The organism is Alistipes sp. An31A, assembly GCF_002159425.1.
In the GTDB taxonomy this organism is placed as follows: Bacteria; Bacteroidota; Bacteroidia; order Bacteroidales; family Rikenellaceae; genus Alistipes; species Alistipes excrementigallinarum.
Genome location: NZ_NFIO01000001.1, coordinates 100,397 through 116,295 on the forward strand (window position 1 = coordinate 100,397; position 15,899 = coordinate 116,295).

A 15,899-nucleotide genomic window follows, 5' to 3' on the forward strand; every position below is an offset into this window, starting at 1 on the left:
GAACATTCCGTTTTTCCGTGTTGCGGGAGCGGAACTTACTCCTTCTCGCTCTTGGCAACCATGCGCTTCTCCTTGATGCGGGCCTTCTTGCCGGTCAGGTCGCGCAGATAGTAGATGCGGGCGCGACGAACGACACCGACCTTGTTCACCTCAATCTTGTCGATGTGGGGCGAGTAGAGCGGGAAGATACGCTCAACGCCCACGCCGTTCGAAATCTTGCGAATCGTGAACATCTTGGTCTTGCCCGAACCCTTAATCTGGATTACCACACCGCGGAAGCTCTGCAGGCGCTCCTTGTTGCCCTCGACGATGCGATACGTTACGGTGATGGTGTCACCGGCCTTGAACGACGGAATGTCGGCATCCGTCTTGGGCCACATCTGCTCGTTGACGAGCTTGATGATTGCGTCTTTGTTCATTGTTGCAACTGTTTTTTTTGATTTCGCATTCAACGTTCCCGCTGCCCTCCGGCTACCATGCCCGGTCCCTGCCGTGCAATCCCGCGGTTGTGCCGCCTGTGCCGTTAAGCCCAATGAAAGAGGTTGATATACGTCCCCGAAGGGACGGCAAAGTTAGGAATAATTTTCGGATTTTCACGCATCGGCGCAAAAATATCGCTTCGTGACCCCGATTTATGTGCTATCTTTGCTCCGCAAAACGGGAAAATGATGAACGAACGATTGATATTGGTGACCAACGACGACGGATACGACTCGCGCGGCATCGCCGCCGCCATCGAGGTGGCGCGCCGCTTCGGACGGGTGGTGGTCGTGGCGCCCGAGACGACGCAGAGCGGCATGAGCCAGGCCATTACGATGAATACGCCCCTCTTTCTGAGGCGGGTACGCTCCGAGGAGGGGCTCGACGTCTACGCCTTCTCCGGCACGCCGGTCGACTGCGTGAAGATGGCCTTCGACTACCTGCTGCGCGGGAAGCGGGTCGACCTGGTGCTCTCGGGCATCAACCACGGCTCGAACTCGGCCGTCAACGTCCTCTATTCGGGGACGATGGGGGCGGCCATCGAGGGGAGCTTCTACGGCTGTCCCGCCGTCGGCCTCTCGCTCACGGACTACAGCGCCGATGCCGACTTCGACGCTGCGGCGCTCTACGGCGAGCGGATTCTGCGCCGCCTGCTCGAGGGCGGGGTGCAGCCGCCGCTCTGTCTGAATGTCAACGTCCCGGTGGGGCGTCCCGAGGAGCTGCGGGGCATCCGCCTCTGCCGCCAGAACCGGGGCTTCTGGCGCGAGGAGTTCTACCGCCACGAAGACCCCCGCGGCCGCGAATACTTCTGGCTCACGGGCGACTTCGTCAACCAGGAGCCCGAGGCCGAGGATACCGACGAGTGGGCGCTCGCCCACGGCTACGTCTCGGTGGTGCCCGTCCAGACCGACCTGACCGACTACGCGCGGCTGCGCGAACTGACGCCCCTCTTCGGATAGCCGCCGGCGGGAGGCGGGTGCGGACGTTGCGCATGACGTTTGCGGAATATCCGCGGATTTTCGTATCTTTGTAATTGGTACGCCCGCGAAGGGCGGTCTGCCGGGTGGCTCCGCGCCTGCCCGACACTCCGCGCCCGGGCCGCGCATCCGTTTAACCCCAGGAAAACTGCGGCGCTTTATGCTGATTAAGATACTGCTCATCATCGCCATCGTCATCCAGACCCTGGCCACGCTCTACGCCCTGCGTCTGGTGCGTACGACGAAGTACAACTCGGTGTGGATTCTCTTCATCGTGGGCTTCTCGCTGCTCTCGGTCGAGCGGCTGGTACAGTTCCTCGCCGCCAGCGGGCAGTATGTCCCGCGGGGGTGGTTCGCCTACCTGGGCATCGTCATCTCGGTCTGCCTCTCCATCGGGGTCATGTACGCCCACAAGCTCTTCAAGTACATCGGGCGGCTCAACCGCCAGCGTCAGCTGCTCAACCGCCGCATCCTGACGGCCGTGCTGCGCACCGAGGAGAAGACCCGCTCGCGCTTCTCGAAGGAGCTGCACGACGGGCTGGGCCCGCTGCTCTCGTCGGCCAAGATGTCGCTCTCGGCCCTCGCCCGCGAGGAGCGCGACCCCGAGCAGCGCGAGATTATCGCCAACACGACCTATGTCATCGACGAGGCGATTCGCTCGCTGCGCGAAATCTCGAACAACCTCTCGCCCCACGTGCTCATCGACTTCGGACTGGCGCGCGGCGTACAGAACTTCATCGACCGCAGCGCCGCGATGCACAATGTGAAGATTCGCTTCACGACCAACCTGCGCACGGAGCGCTACGACCCCGACACGGAGGTGATTCTCTACCGCGTCATCTGCGAGCTCATCAACAACTCGCTCAAACATTCGGGCTGCAAGTCCATCAACCTCTCGCTCTCGCAGAGCAGCGGTTCGCTCTCGCTCGAGTACACGGACGACGGGCGGGGCTTCAACCCCCAGGCAATGATGGACTGCGGCATGGGGCTCTCGAACATCGCCTCGCGGATTAATTCGCTCGGGGGGCGCTTCCAGATAACGAGTTCGCGGGGGCGGGGCATGCGCGCCTCGATTCACGTAGGGGTGGCACAAGGCGTGCCGCCGCGTAAAAAGTAAACGGAGACGGTGAAGATGGAAAAGAAGGAGTGCAGAATCGTGCTGGTCGACGACCATTCGCTCTTCCGCAATGGACTGCGGGGGCTGCTCGACCGTTGCGAGGGGTATCGTGTGGTGGCCGAGGCGGCCAGCGGCGAGGAGTTCCTGGCTCTGCTGCCCGGGCTGGAGACCGACGTGGTCTTCATGGACTTCTCGATGCCGGGCATCGACGGCGCGCGGACGACCGAACGGGCGCTGGCGCAGCGTCCCGAGCTGAAAATCATCACCCTCTCGATGTTCGGCGACGAAAGCTACTACCAGCGTATGGTGCAGGCCGGGGCGCGGGGCTTCCTGCTCAAGGACTCCGACATCAGCGACGTGCTGCAGGCCATCGACACGGTCGAGGCCGGTGGCAGCTACTTCAGCCCGCAGCTGCTCTCGTCGCTTGCCGGACGCATGCATGCGCGCGAGGATGCCCCCGACGAGCAGCTCTCGGAGCGCGAGCGCGAGATTCTGGTGGCGGTCTGCCGCGGCCTCTCGAATCAGGAGATTGCCGACGAGCTCTTCATCTCGAAGCGCACGGTCGACAAGCACCGGGCCAATATTCTGGAGAAGACTGGGTGCAAGAATACCGCCTCGCTGGTCGTCTACGCCATCCGCCACGGGATTGTCGACATCTGACGCCGAGGGGGCGCCACGAGGGCCCGGCTGATAGGCGCAGAGAGATGCAGCGGGGAGCCGGCGGGGCAACAAGCCGAGCACAGGCAGAAAGGTATCGGTGCACGCGGAAAACGACGTGGCCGTCCGGGAGTGGAATCGCTGAGTCAGTAATACAGACGGGGGGCAGCCTGGAAATGGAGACCCTCCTTTCGCTGGGATACTCTAAAACATAAGAAAACATCCGACCTTTTGGGGTCGGATGTTTTTTTGTGCGGGCCGGGCGGATGCCGGATTTCCCCGTCGGTCGCCGGAAGCTCCGGATGATTGCCGGGCTCCCCGAGCCTCCATGTCGGTCGCCGGACGTTGAGGACGGCTGTCAAGACGGGCGGTCGCAGCCTGTCCGGAGCAGCGGTCCGGGATGGGCGTTCGGAGCAGTTGTCCGGAATCGGTGCGGGTCGATTATGAGGCGGAGCCGTCGTCTTATGCCTGTCGTTTGATGCCCGGTCTCTGCCGTCCGGGAGTCCTCCGCTCAGAGCCCCTTGCGGGCCAGGCGCCAGGCCAGACGGTTGTAGGCGTCGAGCAGCGCAGGGCGCCACGCCGCAGGGAGCGCGTTGAGTATCCGCACCTTGCGCAGCAGGCGGCGGTTCAGCCGCGTCCAGCCGAAGAAGCGGACCGTGCGCGCCGCCTCCTCGGTGCCGCCCTTGGCGCTGATGACCAGCGCCTTGCCCAGCGCCACGCGGGCGACGTATTCGTTGCTGGCCTCCGAGGCCGAGGCGTCGTAGAGCTCCTCGAGCGTGTGGCGGCTCCGTTCGGGGGTGTAGACCGCATTGGAGCGGTTCGAGGCGACGCGTGAGTAGAGCACCAGCCGCTCGGGCGAGAAGCAGACCGGGCGGCAGCGGGCGATGCGGGTCCAGAGGTACTGGTCCTCGCCCAGCTTCATCCCCACGGGGAAGAGCCCCACCTCTGCGAAGAGGGTACGCGGGATGACGCTGGCTGAGGGGATGGCCACGTAGCAGCTCATCGAGCGGGTGAAGAAGTCGTCGACGGGCCCCCGCTCGCGGGGGGTGCGGCCCGGCACGAGCCCCTCGTCGCTCACGATGTCGAAGGCCGTGGCGTAGAGCCCGCAGTCGGGCCAGCGCTCAATCATCGAGGCGATTTCGGCCAGGAAGCCGGGGCGCCACCGGTCGTCGGCGTCGAGCAGAGCGACATACTCGCCCCGCGCCTCGGCGATGGCCCTATTGCGGGCGGCGCTCACGCCGGCGTTCGGCTGGCGGATGAGGCGGATGAGCGGCGAGCGGAAGGAGACGACAACCTCGGCCGAGCGGTCCGTCGAGCCGTCGTCGACGACGATGACCTCCAGCGGGCGGAGGCTCTGTTCGAGGGCCGAGCGGAGGGTCGCGGCGACCTCCGCCTCCTTGTTGTAGAGGGGTATGATGACCGAAAAGGTGGGTGTGCTCACGGCGTCGGGCTCTTTCTTGCAAAGGTATCGTTATTTTGCTACATTTGCAAGCGGCATCGGGCCGCTCCGACGGGTGTCGGGCTGCCCGCGTGCCCAATTTCAAAACATCAGCCCATGACCCTGTCGCTCAGAATCGTTGCTCTGCTCCGCAATACCTTCGATACGCTCTTCTACTTCGCGGCGATGGCCGTGAAGGAGAACTTCCGCAACTACGTCGGCCGCGCCGGGGTGGTCGGCCGCCCCTCGCAGGAGCTCGTGCTGCTGGCCAACGGCCCCTCGCTCGGGCGCGAACTGCCGCGGCTGCTTGCGCGCGGCGACCACCGCACGAAGGACTTCCTGGTGGTCAACTTCTTCGCCGAGGATGACCGCTTCGAGGAGATTCGCCCCAAATACTACGTCCTCTCCGACCCGATGTTCTTCCGCCAGAGCGTCAACCGCGAGCGGGTCGAGGCGCTCTACCGGAGGCTCAACGAGAAGGTCACGTGGGAGATGAACCTCTACGTGCAGTACTACAACCCCGAGCGGTTCGACTATCGCCGCCGGCTGCCCAACCCCCATATCCGCATCGTCCCCTTCCATACGCTGCTCTACCACGGCTTCCGCAGCGTCGAGTTCTGGCTCTTCCGCCACGGGCTGGGGAGCGCCAACTTCGGCACGGTCATCCAGAACGGCGAGTACATCGGGCTGCTGCTGGGCTACCGCCATCTGTCGCTCTACGGCGTCGACCATACGCTGCTCGAGGGGTTGTGCGTCGACGCCTCGAACCGCCTCTGCCGCGCCGACCGCCACTACTACGACCAGGGTGCGGCCGCGGCTCCGCGCCCCATCTACTTCAACGCCACCCTTCCGCCCGTCCCCTACACGATGGCCTCCTACCTGGCCGAGGTGGCCGAGCTCTTCCGCGGCCACGAGGTGCTGCGCGACTACGCCGCAACGCTCGGTGCGCGGATTGTCAACCACACGGCCGGCTCGATGATTGACGCCTATGAGCGCGCCGGCGAGGCCGAGCAGCAGGAGGCGGAGCCGAAATAGCCTCCTTCAGCTTCGGTCCGTCGATGAAAAAACAGGGCCTCCGGGGATGATGCACATCACCGGAGGCCCTGTTTGTCGGCGCGGCGGCGCGGGCGGCTCAGAGTCCGCGGCTGGCGGCGATAATCTCTGCCATGGCGAAGTCCTCCGGATAGTCGATGTCGAGCCCCTCGACCCGCTCGACCACCGCCATGTAGGGGCGGTCGCCGATGCGGCGGTGGTCGCCGCACCACAGCCCCCGCGGGAAGATGAAGAAGGCGCTGGTCTCTATGTAGACCGGCTCGATGGTCTGCGTGCGGGGGATGTTGTCGAGCGCGTAGTTGAGCGGACGCCCCTTGAACCAGGCGAAGGTCTGAATCTTCTCGGCGCTGAAGGCCGAGTCGTACTCCCCCGATTGCACCTTCGCAAGAGCCCCGGAGATGGTCTCCGGGCGGATGAAGGGCGAGGTGGCGTGGGCCAGCACGTAGAGGTCGGCCTCGACGCGGGCGGTGAAGGCGTCGTAGATTTCGCGGCCGAGGGTGGTGTCGCGGTCGAGCTCCGCGCTGCGCTGCAGGAAGCGGACCCCCTCGGGCAGCAGCTCGCGGATGCGCTCGTCGCTGCAGAAGACATAGACCTCGTCGATGCCCTCGACGCGGGTCAGCGTCCGCAGAATGTGGCACATGAGGGGTTCGCCACCCAGCAGGCGGAGGTTCTTGCCGCTCACGCGCTGGCTGTTGAGGCGTATGGGTACGAATGCTACGGTTTTCATCTCTTTCGTGTTACGTGTTCGGTCGGTTGATAGACGTTACTGCACCAGCAGGTTGCAGCCCCGGATGTCGCTGTGGTCGATGCGCCCCTCGATGTCGAACGAGCCGTCCGTAAAGCGTTTGCCCACATCCTCGGTCTGGATGAAGGCGCACGACCAGCGGTTGGCCAGGTCGGTGATGTTGATGCCGCCGCGCGAGCCGTCGGGCAGCAGCTCGAAGGGGTCGTTGATGTCGCGCACCTCCACGCGCATCCACCCCGGGCAGCGGAAGCGGTTGCCGCCGAGCGAGTAGGCCTGCGAGGTGAGCTCCGCCATGCCGTATTCCGAGTGGATGACCTCCACGCCGAAGGCGTCGCAGAGGATGCGGTGGAACTCCTCCTTGGGCAGCTCCTCGCGGTAGCCCTTCATGCCGCCGGTCTCCATCACCACCGTACCCTTTAGCTTCGGCGAGTAGCGTTCGGCCAGGTCCCATAGCGCATAGCTCACGCCGAGCAGAATCTTGGGCTTCGGGTCGGCGGCCATGTCGTCGAGCAGCCGCTCGTAGTCGTCGAGGTAGAAGCCTCCCGAGCCGCAGTCGGCAATCAGCCGGTCGGCCATGTAGACCAGCGACGAACCCTTGCGGCGCAGGTAGTTGGGCAGCAGCGCGTAGAGGCTCCACCGCCGCGGCTCGCCGTAGAAGGTGCGGAACGAGGCGCGGAAGGCCTGCTCGTAGAGCGCCAGCGAACGCATCGCATGGTGCGATGGGGTCATGCCCGTGGTGCTGCTCGAGGTGAAGACCGCCTCGGGAGCCGCGTCGCCGCAGTAGATGTCGTGCGTCTTGAAGAGGCCGATGGGCAGATGGGGAATCTCCTCCGGGCGGTGAATCTGCCCGGGGCGCACTCCAATCAGTGCGAGGTATTGGCGGTAGGGGGCGCACCTTTCGGCCTGGAAGCGGAAGGTCTCCAGCGCCGCCGCCTCGAAAGCCTCGTTGTCCGCAATGCGGAACAGGTCGTCGTCGGTAAGCATGTAGGCTGAAACCATTTGCTGCAAAGGTAGCGATTTATTTCCGATTTCGGAATTCCCTTTTCCGATGCCCTTCCGGGTGGGGGAGGCCCTGTCGGGCGGCGGCTCCGTTTCGATGCCTCCGTTTCGGCGGTTCATTCGGTGCGGCCGGTGCGGCCGGCTGTCCCGGCATCTGCAACTTGTGGCCGGCTGTCTCGGTATCTGCAACTCTTGGCCGCCCGCCCCGGCATCCGCAATTCCAGGCCGGCGTCCCCGGTACACGCGGGTAGTCATTCCTCTGGGTCGGGTGGGGCCGTATCGGTCGGTTTTCGCCGGGTCGGGCGGCTCTGTGTCAGTCGGCCCCCCCGGCTGGCAGTTCAGCATCGGTTGGTCTTCGCCGCGTCCCCCCCCGCCTAAAAAAACAACAACCGCCAGCGGCGGAGTTGTTCCGCGCTGCGGTTGTCGTCTTGTTCGCAGGTCGGGCCGTACGGGTCCGGAGCCGCTCTACTTCTTGCTCTTCGGGGCAAGCATCATGTTCATCTTCTTGCCGTCGAGCTTGGGCATCATCTCCACCTTGGCATACTCCTCCAGGTCGGTGGCGAAGCGCAGCAGCAGGATTTCGCCCTGCTCCTTGAAGACAATCGAACGGCCGCGGAAGAAGACGTAGGCCTTCACCTTGGCCCCCTCCTTGAGGAAGTTCTCGGCATGCTTGAGCTTGAAGTTGTAGTCGTGGTCGTCGGTCTGCGGACCGAAGCGAATCTCCTTGACCACCACCTTCGTCTGGTTGGCTTTCAGCTCCTTGGCCTTCTTCTTCTGCTGGTAGAGGAACTTCTGGTAGTCGGCGATGCGGCATACCGGGGGGTCGGCTTTCGGCGAAATCTCAATCAGGTCGAGCTCCATCTCGTCCGCCAGGCGCAGAGCCTCGCGGAGCGACATGACCTTGGGTTGCTCGATGTTGTCGCCCACCACGCGCACCTCGGGTGCGGTGATTTGGTCGTTGATGCGGTGCGGGTTCTCCTTTTCGGGCTTGCGTCCCGTGCGGGGAGCGCCACCGGCCGGTTTCGGTCTGTTATTCCCGGGGTTGAACGGCCTCGGCGGGAATGGTTTCGGTGCTGCGATAGTTGTTGTAAATTAAATGGTTAAATGTTTTCTATTGTTGTTTCGCTGCTCGCTGGCGCCTTAGTCGGAGACATCCGCTCCGGGTTGCCACGACCGTTTGCGGTGCCTTTTGGGCGGTCTCTTCCAAAGGAGCTGTCGGAGCGTGAAAAAAGGCAGGGTCTGCGACTGAAGCCGCAGGCCCTGCGCTTCGTCGGTGTTATGCCTTTTTCAGCTTGTGCGATTCAATCTCCTCCTTGACCAGTCCGGTGATGAAGTCGCGGAACTGCTCGAGGGTCATCTGTCCCTTGTCGCCTTCGCCCTGGGCACGGACCGAGACGAGCCGCTCGGCCTGCTCCTTCTCGCCGACAATCAGCAGGTAGGGGATGCGCTTGAGCTCGTTGTCGCGAATCTTGCGGCCGATTTTCTCGTTGCGGTCATCCACCTGGGCGCGGACGTCGTAGCGGTTGAGGTACTCCGACACCTCGTTGGCGTAGTCGTTGTACTTCTCCGAGATGGGCAGTACGACCACCTGGTCGGGCGCCAGCCAGAGCGGGAACTTGCCGGCCGTGTGCTCGAGCAGCACGGCGACGAAGCGCTCCATCGAGCCGAAGGGCGCGCGGTGAATCATGATGGGGCGGTGCAGCTTGTCGTCTGCCCCCTTGTAGGTCAAATCGAAGCGCTCGGGCAGGTTGTAGTCCACCTGGATGGTGCCCAGCTGCCACTTGCGGCCGATGGCATCCTTGACCATGAAGTCGAGCTTCGGGCCGTAGAAGGCCGCTTCGCCGTACTCGACCACCGTCTTGAGCCCCTTGTCCTTCGCTGCCTGGATGATGGCGTTCTCGGCCTTCTCCCAGTTCTCGTCCGAACCGATGTACTTCTCGCGGTTGTTGGGGTCGCGCAGCGAAATCTGTGCCGTATAGTTGTCGAACTTCAGCGTCTTGAAGATGTAGAGCACGATGTCAATCACCTTCTCGAACTCCTCGAGCAGCTGGTCGGGGCGTACGAACATGTGGGCATCGTCCTGCGTGAATCCGCGCACACGCGTCAGTCCGTGGAGCTCACCCGACTGCTCGTAGCGGTAGACCGTACCGAATTCGGCCAGGCGCAGCGGCAGGTCCTTGTACGAACGGGGCTTCGAGCGGTAGATTTCGCAGTGGTGCGGGCAGTTCATCGGCTTGAGCAGATACTCCTCGCCCTCGACCGGGGTGTGAATAGGCTGGAAGGAGTCCTTGCCGTACTTGGCGTAGTGGCCCGAGGTGACGTAGAGCTCCTTGTTGCCGATGTGCGGGGTGATGACCTGCTGGTATCCGTACTCCTTCTGCACGCCGCGCAGGAACTGCTCCAGACGGTCGCGCAGCGCGGCACCCTTGGGCAGCCAGAGGGGCAGACCCGGACCCACGCGCTGCGAGAAGGTGAAGAGCTCGAGCTCCTTGCCCAGCTTGCGGTGGTCGCGCTTTTTGGCCTCCTCCATCATGGTGAGGTACTCGTCGAGCATCGACTTCTTGGGGAACGAGATGCCGTAGATACGCGTCAGCATCTTGTTCTTCTCGTTGCCGCGCCAGTAGGCACCGGCAACCGACGTCAGCTTGATGGCCTTGATGTAGCCCGTGTTGGGGATATGCGGACCGCGGCATAGGTCGGTGAATGCGCCGTTGGTGTAGAACGAAATCGTACCGTCCTCAAGGTCGGTGATGAGCTCGACCTTGTATTGGTCGCCCTTTTCGGTGAAGGTCTTCAGGGCCTCGGCCTTGGGGACCTCGCGCCGGATGAGCGGCTCCTTGTTGCGGGCCAGCTCCTGCATCTTCTGCTCGATGCGCGGCAGGTCGGCCTCGGTGATGGGGGTCGGCGAATCCACGTCGTAGTAGAAGCCGTTTTCGATGGCGGGGCCGATGCCGAACTTGATGCCCGGGTAGAGGGCTTCGAGCGCTTCGGCCAGCAGGTGCGACGAGGTGTGCCAGAAGGCGTGCTTGCCCTCGTCGTCGTCCCACTTGTAGAATTTGATGGAGGCATCCTCCTTAATCGGGCGCATCATGTCCACCGTTGCGCCGTTGACTGCGGCAGCGAGCGAGTCGGCAGCTAAACGAGGGCTGATACTCTCCGCAATCTGGTACGCAGTCGTCCCTTCGGCATACTCTCTCACGGAGCCGTCGGGGAAAGTGATTTTTACCATTTTGTTGTTTTGTTTAAGTTTTCGGCTCCTTGGGCGCTTCCACAATTACGAGACGGAATACGCCCTCGGTTTGTCCGGGTGTTGCGGCAAAATTAAAAATAAATGTACGAATTCTGTACCGCCGAACCGAAAAAAATCGCTTCGATTCTCCGTTTTCTCCCTTTCGGGCCTGTCGGAGCGCCCCCGGGGCTCTCCTTCAACGGGTTTCGTCCGGCTTCGTACCCCGTTTCGTCCGTTTTTGGAGCGGCGTCGGGGCAAGGGGAAGCGGCCCTCTGGTTGCATGGTTTCGGGGCCGCGGCGCTCCGGTTGCGGCTGTTCCGGGACCGGCGTGTCGGTCCCGGTTATCCGGTCCCGGCGTTCGGCTGCGGCGTTGGTCGCAGGGTTCCGGGTCCGCGGCTGTTTCGGTTGCGGCGTTGGTCGGGGCTCTCCATTGAGGCGCTCCGGTCGCGGCGTGTCGGTCGCAGGGTTCCGGGTCCGCAGCGTTCCGGCTACTCCTTCTCGGTCTGGGGCAGCTCCTTGACCGAGACGTCGCGCGTGCTCTTCTCGCGCTCGGCATGCGGCAAAGGATTGCTCGTCCACTCCTCCCAGGCGCGGCGGCGCTGCGTGATGTCGATGGCGGCGTAGATGGCATTGCGCATCGACTGGGCGTCGGCACGGCCCGTGCCGGCAATGTCGAACGCCGTGCCGTGGTCGGGCGAGGTGCGCACGACGGAGAGGTTGGCCGTGAAGTTCACGCCGTCGGGCGAGAGGGTCTTGAAGGGGGTCAGCCCTTGGTCGTGGTACATGGCCAGGATGCCGTCGTAGCGTGCGAATCCGCCCCCGGCGAAGAGCCCGTCGGCGGCAAAGGGGCCGAAGGCCAGCACCCCCTGGTTGAAGGCCTCGACGATGGCCGGGCGGATAATCTCCTCCTCCTCGTGGCCCAGCAGCCCGCCGTCGCCGGCGTGGGGGTTGAGCGCCATGACGGCGATGCGCGGCTCGACGATGCCGAAGTCGCGGATGAGCGAGCGGCGCAGCGTGTGGAGGTCGCGGAGAATCTTCTCGGTCGAGATGTTGCGGCTCACCTCCGCCACGGGGATGTGCTTGGTGACCAGCCCCACGCGCAACACGTCGCTGCACATAATCATCATCGGCTCGCCGTCGAACTCGGCACCGAAGAACTCCGTATGGCCCGTGTAGCGGAAGTCGTCCGACTGGACGGCCTCCTTGTTGATGGGGGCGGTGACCAGCGCGTCGAGCAGCCCCTGCTTCAGGTCGTCGGTGGCGCGTACGAGTGCCTCGACGGCGGCGCGGCCCGCTTCGGCCGACTCCTTGCCCGGTTCGGGTTTCATGTCGCCGCAGGCGACCAGGTTGACGCGGCCGCGGCGAGCCTCGTGGGCCGAGACGATGGGGTTGAGCGTGAGCTCCTCCGAATCCTCGACGCACTTGCGGTAGAAGGCGGCCGCCTGGGGCGAGCCGTAGATGACGGGTGTGCAGAGCTCCGTCATGCGCATATCGGCGAAGGTTTTGAGAATCACCTCCCAGCCGATGCCGTTGGGGTCGCCCTGCGTGATGCCTATTCTGAGTTTCTGTTCCGACATAGTCAAAATCGTTTCAAATGACAAAGATAGGTAAAAAATCGCAACGCCGCGCCCCGGAGCCTCAAAAAGCGGCGGACGGCGGAGGGGTGTTGCAGGGGGCGGCGTGCAGGAGCGGGACGATGGAAGGCGGGTGCGGCGGGAGGAGGTGTGACGATGGTGGGGACGGCAGGGGACGGTGTGCAGCGGCGAGGCGGTGGAACGCGGGCTCGGGAAGAGTGTGCGGAAGCGGCTTCGGCGGGCGACGCTCCGGACGGGTGCGGGTGTAGTCTCGGAGGGCGATGTCCCGGAAGGGTGCAGTCCGACGGAAGGTGATGCGGCGGGTACGCGGCGGTGAGTGTGTGCGGGAACGGCCCTGTCAGCGGCGTGCGGCGCGGCGGCGGAACTCGGCGCAGACGATGCCGGTGGCCATGGCGACGTTGAGCGATTCGGAGCCGTGCCGGTCGGCCGGGTAGGGCGGGATGAAGAGCCGGTGGTCGATGTGGCGGGCCACCCGCTCCGAGACGCCGCGCCCCTCGTTGCCCATCACGACGATGCCGCCCTCGGTCAGCTCCGCATCGTAGAGGTTCTCCCCCTCGAGGAAGGTGCCGTAGAGGGGCGTGCGGCGCGCCGCGGCGTCGGCCAGCAGCGCATCGAGCTCCGTGTAGTGGAGCCGCACGCGGAGGATGGCCCCCATGGTCGCCTGCACCACCTTGGGGTTGAAGCAGTCGGCCGAGTCGGGCGAGCAGACGATATCGCCGATGCCGAACCAGTCGGCCAGCCGGATGATGGTCCCCAGATTGCCGGGGTTCTGCACCTGGTCCAGGGCGAGCGTAAGCCGCCGCCCCGCCCCGGCGGCGTCGAACCGGTAGCGGGGTATCTCGACCAGCGCCAGCGAATTGGAGGCGGTCTTGAGCAGCGAGAGGCGCTCCATGTCGCGCGGGGTGACGCATTCGACCTCGGGCCCCTCGAAGAGCCCCTCGAGGGCGAAAATCTTGCGCACGCGCAGGTGCGAGGCGCGCAGCTCGCCGACGAGCTTGGCTCCTTCGGCGACGAAGAGTCCCGTTTCGGTGCGTCCCCGCTTGTCGGCAAGCGAGCGGACGAGTTGCAGTTCGGCTTTGGTCATTGGTGTTTCTCCAGGGTAAAGGTTTCGCCTTCGCGGGCGGCGTAGGTTTCGGGAAAGAGCGTGCGGGCCTCGGCCACCAGCTCGTCGAGCTGCTTGTAGCGCGTCGAGAAGTGGCCGATGATGAGCCTCCGGGCTCCGGCCTTGAGGGCCGCCCGTGCGGCGTCGAGCGTGGTCGAGTGGCCCCGTTCACGGGCCAGCTTCTGCTCCGCGGCGGCGTAGGTCGCCTCGTGGTACATCAAATCCACCCCCCGACAGAGCCCGGCGGCCTTGGCCGAGAAGTTGGTGTCCGAGAGGTAGGCGTACGAGCGTGGTTCGTATGGGAGGTAGGTGAGCTCCGCATTGGGAATCCGCTCGCCCGAGTCGAGGAGGATGTCCTCGCCCCGCTTGGCGGCGGCAATCTGGGCGATGGAGAGGCCGTAGCGCACAATCTGGTGCTTCTCGATGTTGAGCGGCGGGCGCTTCTCGCGGAAGAGGAAGCCGGCCGTCGGCACGCGGTGCCGCAGCGGGATGCTCCACACCTCGAGTGTGCGGTTCTCGAAGAGCAGCGCATGCTCCGTGGTGCGCACCTCGTGCCAGGTGACCTCGTAGGGGAGGTCCGTGTCGAAGTAGCGCAGGTGGCAGGCGAGCAGCTCGCCGAAGGGGGCCGGCGCATAGACCGGAAGCTCGGTCCGGCGGCCGTAGAGCCCCAGCGTCGAGAGCAGCGGGAAGAGTCCGAAGAGGTGGTCGCCGTGGAGGTGCGAGATGAAGACGGCGCGCAGCTTCAGCGGGTTGACCCCGTAGCGGATGAGCTGTTGCTGCGTCCCCTCGCCCGCATCGACCAGGTAGTACTGTTCGTGGACGTTCACCACCTGGGCCGAGGGGTGGCGGTCGATGGTCGGCTTGGCCGACGAGGAGCCGAGTATGGTGACGTTGAAACTCATCATTGTGCGGGGTTTTGCGGCGGGGCTCCCGTGCGGCCTGCGGCCGGCGGGGCGCTCCGTCGGCAAAAGTACGAATTTTTCCCCGCACCGCCAAGGGGTTTCGCCCGCCGGGATGGGGATGTCCCGGGGCGCGAATCCCCATTTGTGGGTATTGCCCCGCCGGGACGGATGCGCTTCCTTTGCCGTCGGAAAAATACGAACCAAACGGATACGATTATGAAGATGAAACAAATCATGTTTCGGGGAGCGGCCCTTGGGCTCCTCCTCGTGTTGACGGCCTGCGGCGGTGGCGGCAGCCGGACCCGGGAGCAGCGTGCGGCACCGCAGACGGCCGATGCCGCGGCTACGCCGGCGGTTGTCGGGGTGGACTCACTGCTTGCTGACGCGGCCTCGCTGGTTGGGCGTCAGGTGCGCATCGAGGGAGTCTGCACCCACATCTGCAAACACGGCGGCCGCAAGATTTTCCTCATGGGCTCCGCGCCGCGCCGCCTGCTGCGCATCGAGGCGGGGGAGCGCATCGGCAGCTTCAGCCCCGTGTGCGTCAACCGTCCGGTGCGGGTGACGGGCACGGTGTGCGAGAGCCGCATCGACGAGGCCTATCTGGCGGCCTGGGAGGCGCGCCTGCACAGTGGAGAAGGGGAGCGTCACGGCGACGGCGAGGGCGGATGCACGACCGAGAAGCAGGCCCGCGGCGAATCACTCGAGGCGGGTGCCGCACGGCGCATCGCCGACTTCCGGCGGCGCATTGCCGAGCGTGAGGCCCGCGAGGGGAAGGCCTACCTGTCGTTCTACCACGTGGAGGGCTCCGCGTACGAAATCGTCGAGTAGCGCGCCGTGGGTCGGAACGAACGGATGAACACCCTGAGGCGGTGGAGCAGGCTGCTGCACCGCGACCTCTCGTACTTCTTCACGGGGGTGCTGCTTCTCTATGCCGTCTCGGGCTTCATGCTTAACCACAAGCGCGACTTCAACGCCGACTACTCCGTCGTGCGGCGCACGGTCGCCTTTGCCGGGCCGCTGCCGGCGGACGAGGCGTCGTGGAGCCGCGGGCGGGTCGACAGCCTGCTTGCGGCCGCCGGCGGGGAGTGGAGCTGTCTGAAGCACTACTTCCCCGAGGCGGGGACAATGAAGCTCTTCCTGCGCGGCGGCGCCACGCTCACGGTCGACCTTCGCCGCGGCGAGGGGCTCTACGAGGAGATTCGCCGCCGGCCGCTGCTGAGCGGGCTCAACCGCCTGCACTACAACCCCTCGCGGTGGTGGACCCTCTTCTCGGACCTCTTCCTGGCGGGGCTGGTGGTGATTGTCCTCACGGGGCTGGTCATGGTGCGCGGTCCCAAGGGGCTGTGGGGGCGCGGCGGCGTGGAGCTGCTGGCCGGAATGGTCATCCCGCTGCTCTTCCTCTTCCTGCTGGAGTGAGGCGCTCGGGTCGGTGCGGGGCCTTCTGTCCAGGTGCGGCGTTTAGTCCGGAGCGGGGCTCCGGGAGATGCCGCCCGGACTGCCGGGGGAAGACTGCCCGGGCGGCTGGAGCCGTATGCAAAGAGAGGCGGCCGTCGTGCGACGGTCGCCTCTCTTTGTGCTTCCTTGCGGAGTTATCTCCCGTCAGCG

At 64.9% G+C, this 15,899-nt stretch carries 14 protein-coding genes and 1 pseudogene; 6 read left to right on the forward strand and 9 right to left on the reverse strand.

What is annotated here, in order from left to right; all coding sequences use genetic code 11:
• Positions 1 to 35: 35 nt before the first annotated feature.
• Positions 36 to 419 (reverse strand): 50S ribosomal protein L19, encoded by a 384-nt coding sequence (gene rplS, locus B5F90_RS00510; RefSeq protein ID WP_087359876.1) that lies wholly within the window; start codon positions 417 to 419, stop codon positions 36 to 38.
• Between the two features lie 246 nt (positions 420 to 665).
• On the opposite strand from rplS, the gene surE reads away from it, so the two are divergent.
• The 3 genes from surE (at position 666) to B5F90_RS00525 (ending at position 3,234) form a co-directional block, all read left to right on the forward strand.
• Positions 666 to 1,439 (forward strand): 5'/3'-nucleotidase SurE, encoded by a 774-nt coding sequence (gene surE / locus B5F90_RS00515; protein ID WP_087359879.1) that lies wholly within the window; start codon positions 666 to 668, stop codon positions 1,437 to 1,439.
• A gap of 178 nt (positions 1,440 to 1,617) precedes the next feature.
• On the forward strand, positions 1,618 to 2,574 hold the full coding sequence (locus B5F90_RS00520) for an ATP-binding protein (RefSeq protein ID WP_087359881.1): 957 nt from the start codon (positions 1,618 to 1,620) through the stop codon (positions 2,572 to 2,574).
• A gap of 15 nt (positions 2,575 to 2,589) precedes the next feature.
• The gene (locus B5F90_RS00525) at positions 2,590 to 3,234 is read left to right on the forward strand and encodes a response regulator transcription factor (protein WP_087359884.1); all 645 of its coding nucleotides are present in this window, start codon (positions 2,590 to 2,592) and stop codon (positions 3,232 to 3,234) included.
• Between the two features lie 508 nt (positions 3,235 to 3,742).
• On the opposite strand, the gene B5F90_RS00530 is transcribed toward B5F90_RS00525, so the two are convergent.
• Entirely contained in the window at positions 3,743 to 4,672 is a 930-nt protein-coding gene (locus B5F90_RS00530; protein WP_087359887.1) for a glycosyltransferase family A protein, read from the reverse strand.
• Positions 4,673 to 4,786: 114 nt separating this feature from the next.
• Between B5F90_RS00530 and B5F90_RS00535 the strand changes: the two genes are divergently transcribed.
• Entirely contained in the window at positions 4,787 to 5,704 is a 918-nt protein-coding gene (locus B5F90_RS00535) for a hypothetical protein (RefSeq protein ID WP_087359889.1), read from the forward strand.
• A 97-nt stretch (positions 5,705 to 5,801) separates the two neighbouring features.
• Here the strand turns inward: B5F90_RS00535 and B5F90_RS00540 are convergent, their stop codons facing one another.
• The 7 genes and pseudogenes from B5F90_RS00540 to B5F90_RS00570 form a co-directional block, all read right to left on the reverse strand.
• Positions 5,802 to 6,449, reverse strand: a complete 648-nt coding sequence (locus B5F90_RS00540; RefSeq protein ID WP_087359891.1) for an acylneuraminate cytidylyltransferase family protein — start codon at positions 6,447 to 6,449, stop codon at positions 5,802 to 5,804.
• 36 nt (positions 6,450 to 6,485) lie between these two features.
• On the reverse strand, positions 6,486 to 7,451 hold the full coding sequence (locus B5F90_RS00545) for an acyltransferase (RefSeq protein ID WP_087360637.1): 966 nt from the start codon (positions 7,449 to 7,451) through the stop codon (positions 6,486 to 6,488).
• 480 nt (positions 7,452 to 7,931) lie between these two features.
• A pseudogene (gene infC, locus B5F90_RS00550) lies at positions 7,932 to 8,450 on the reverse strand (translation initiation factor IF-3); the annotation flags it as partial.
• A 292-nt stretch (positions 8,451 to 8,742) separates the two neighbouring features.
• Positions 8,743 to 10,695 (reverse strand): threonine--tRNA ligase, encoded by a 1,953-nt coding sequence (gene thrS, locus B5F90_RS00555; protein WP_087359899.1) that lies wholly within the window; start codon positions 10,693 to 10,695, stop codon positions 8,743 to 8,745.
• Positions 10,696 to 11,183: 488 nt separating this feature from the next.
• The gene (gene pdxA / locus B5F90_RS00560) at positions 11,184 to 12,272 is read right to left on the reverse strand and encodes a 4-hydroxythreonine-4-phosphate dehydrogenase PdxA (RefSeq protein ID WP_087359902.1); all 1,089 of its coding nucleotides are present in this window, start codon (positions 12,270 to 12,272) and stop codon (positions 11,184 to 11,186) included.
• Positions 12,273 to 12,627: 355 nt separating this feature from the next.
• Entirely contained in the window at positions 12,628 to 13,374 is a 747-nt protein-coding gene (locus B5F90_RS00565; protein ID WP_087359905.1) for an RNA methyltransferase, read from the reverse strand.
• The gene (locus B5F90_RS00570) at positions 13,371 to 14,294 is read right to left on the reverse strand and encodes a ribonuclease Z (protein ID WP_087359909.1); all 924 of its coding nucleotides are present in this window, start codon (positions 14,292 to 14,294) and stop codon (positions 13,371 to 13,373) included. Before B5F90_RS00570 ends, B5F90_RS00565 begins: the two co-directional genes overlap by 4 nt.
• 216 nt (positions 14,295 to 14,510) lie before the next feature.
• On the opposite strand from B5F90_RS00570, the gene B5F90_RS00575 reads away from it, so the two are divergent.
• On the forward strand, positions 14,511 to 15,122 hold the full coding sequence (locus B5F90_RS00575; RefSeq protein WP_087359912.1) for a hypothetical protein: 612 nt from the start codon (positions 14,511 to 14,513) through the stop codon (positions 15,120 to 15,122).
• 24 nt (positions 15,123 to 15,146) lie between these two features.
• Complete coding sequence (locus B5F90_RS00580; RefSeq protein ID WP_087359915.1) at positions 15,147 to 15,710, forward strand: PepSY-associated TM helix domain-containing protein; 564 nt, start codon at positions 15,147 to 15,149, stop codon at positions 15,708 to 15,710.
• Positions 15,711 to 15,899 lie beyond the last annotated feature (189 nt).

Excerpts from the sequence above, each read along its gene's own strand:
- rplS (WP_087359876.1), bottom strand. The coding sequence starts at position 419 with ATGAACAAAGACGCAATCATCAAGCTCGTCAACGAGCAGATGTGGCCC.
- surE (WP_087359879.1), top strand. The coding sequence starts at position 666 with ATGATGAACGAACGATTGATATTGGTGACCAACGACGACGGATACGAC.
- B5F90_RS00520 (WP_087359881.1), top strand. The coding sequence starts at position 1,618 with ATGCTGATTAAGATACTGCTCATCATCGCCATCGTCATCCAGACCCTG.
- B5F90_RS00525 (WP_087359884.1), top strand. The coding sequence starts at position 2,590 with ATGGAAAAGAAGGAGTGCAGAATCGTGCTGGTCGACGACCATTCGCTC.
- B5F90_RS00535 (WP_087359889.1), top strand. The coding sequence starts at position 4,787 with ATGACCCTGTCGCTCAGAATCGTTGCTCTGCTCCGCAATACCTTCGAT.
- B5F90_RS00540 (WP_087359891.1), bottom strand. The coding sequence starts at position 6,449 with ATGAAAACCGTAGCATTCGTACCCATACGCCTCAACAGCCAGCGCGTG.
- B5F90_RS00545 (WP_087360637.1), bottom strand. The coding sequence starts at position 7,451 with ATGCTTACCGACGACGACCTGTTCCGCATTGCGGACAACGAGGCTTTC.
- thrS (WP_087359899.1), bottom strand. The coding sequence starts at position 10,695 with ATGGTAAAAATCACTTTCCCCGACGGCTCCGTGAGAGAGTATGCCGAA.
- pdxA (WP_087359902.1), bottom strand. The coding sequence starts at position 12,272 with ATGTCGGAACAGAAACTCAGAATAGGCATCACGCAGGGCGACCCCAAC.
- B5F90_RS00565 (WP_087359905.1), bottom strand. The coding sequence starts at position 13,374 with ATGACCAAAGCCGAACTGCAACTCGTCCGCTCGCTTGCCGACAAGCGG.
- B5F90_RS00570 (WP_087359909.1), bottom strand. The coding sequence starts at position 14,294 with ATGAGTTTCAACGTCACCATACTCGGCTCCTCGTCGGCCAAGCCGACC.
- B5F90_RS00575 (WP_087359912.1), top strand. The coding sequence starts at position 14,511 with ATGAAGATGAAACAAATCATGTTTCGGGGAGCGGCCCTTGGGCTCCTC.
- B5F90_RS00580 (WP_087359915.1), top strand. The coding sequence starts at position 15,147 with ATGAACACCCTGAGGCGGTGGAGCAGGCTGCTGCACCGCGACCTCTCG.